We start from the raw sequence: 1,206 nt of genomic DNA, 5'->3' as shown, positions 1-1,206 counted from the left end.
CCTCGGGGTACTTAGATGTTTCAGTTCCCCCGGTTCGCCTCGTTACACTATGTATTCATGTAACGATAACTGCTTATGCAGCTGGGTTTCCCCATTCGGAAATCGTAGACTCAAGTGGCTTTTACTGCCTAATCTACGCTTATCGCAAGTTAATACGTCCTTCATCGCCTCTGACTGCCCAGGCATCCACCGTGTACGCTTAGTCACTTAACCATACAACCCCAAGAGGTTTCGTATGGCAACAACCAAGGTTCACTCTCTMGTTAAAGAGAATTATTTGTTTTCGCCGGACTCTTACACAAGACACTTGAATGTGTTTGTTTTGAGAACTCGTATCTCGTTCYTATTAAAAGAAGCAAGATACATTTGTAATTGAATCTAAAAGATTCAATTTACTAGTCAGCTTTCCAGATTGTTAAAGAGCATGTGTTTTTTTCTGTCTCTACAGAGACAAATATTCCACTTTCTAATCACACTCATAAGAATGTATTTAGAAAGTGGTGGAGCTATGCGGGATCGAACCGCAGACCTCCTCGCTGCCAGCGAGGCGCTCTCCCAGCTGAGCTATAGCCCCAACGTTTTACTTCTTTGGTAGAAGCTTTCTCAAAAGAGAAAATGGTGGGCGATACCGGGCTCGAACCAGTGACCCCCTCCTTGTAAGGGAGGTGCTCTCCCAACTGAGCTAATCGCCCACGATAGTTGCTTATTTGTTTCCGCTTTAAAAAGCAGAATCAAACTTGCTTTCCTTCGTGGAAAGGAAATGGTGGGTCGTGCAGGATTCGAACCTGCGACCAATTGATTAAAAGTCAACTGCTCTACCAACTGAGCTAACGACCCGTGGCGTCCCATAGGGGAGTCGAACCCCTGTTACCGCCGTGAAAGGGCGGTGTCCTAGGCCTCTAGACGAATGGGACTAAGTGTTGCTTGCGAACGTTGTTGGGCAACATTCGCGCTCTCTTACATTTCGACCAAGCAATCTGTGTGGACACTGCATAAAACAGCAGGTCATATCGTTAAGGAGGTGATCCAGCCCCAGGTTCCCCTAGGGCTACCTTGTTACGACTTCACCCCAGTCATGAACCACACCGTGGTAAACGCCCTCCCCGAAAGGTTAAGCTATCTACTTCTGGTGCAGCCCACTCCCATGGTGTGACGGGCGGTGTGTACAAGGCCCGGGAACGTATTCACCGTGGCATTCTGATCCAC

General features: G+C 47.8%; 4 tRNA genes and 2 rRNA genes. All 6 read right to left on the bottom strand.

Annotated elements, in window-relative coordinates:
• Positions 1-213: ribosomal RNA gene (locus L4D09_RS28775) — 23S ribosomal RNA — on the bottom strand; the annotation flags it as partial.
• 285 nt (positions 214-498) lie between these two features.
• Positions 499-574: transfer RNA gene (locus L4D09_RS28770), tRNA-Ala, on the bottom strand.
• Positions 575-616: 42 nt separating this feature from the next.
• Positions 617-692 (bottom strand) — tRNA-Val (locus L4D09_RS28765).
• A gap of 69 nt (positions 693-761) precedes the next feature.
• Positions 762-837 (bottom strand) — tRNA-Lys (locus L4D09_RS28760).
• Position 838: 1 nt separating this feature from the next.
• A tRNA-Glu gene (locus tag L4D09_RS28755) sits at positions 839-914 on the bottom strand.
• 100 nt (positions 915-1,014) lie between these two features.
• Positions 1,015-1,206, bottom strand: a 16S ribosomal RNA gene (locus tag L4D09_RS28750); the annotation flags it as partial.

It is taken from the genome of Photobacterium makurazakiensis (genome assembly GCF_050336715.1).
GTDB lineage: Bacteria > Pseudomonadota > Gammaproteobacteria > Enterobacterales > Vibrionaceae > Photobacterium > Photobacterium makurazakiensis.
This window is presented reverse-complemented; position numbering and strand designations above follow the sequence as displayed.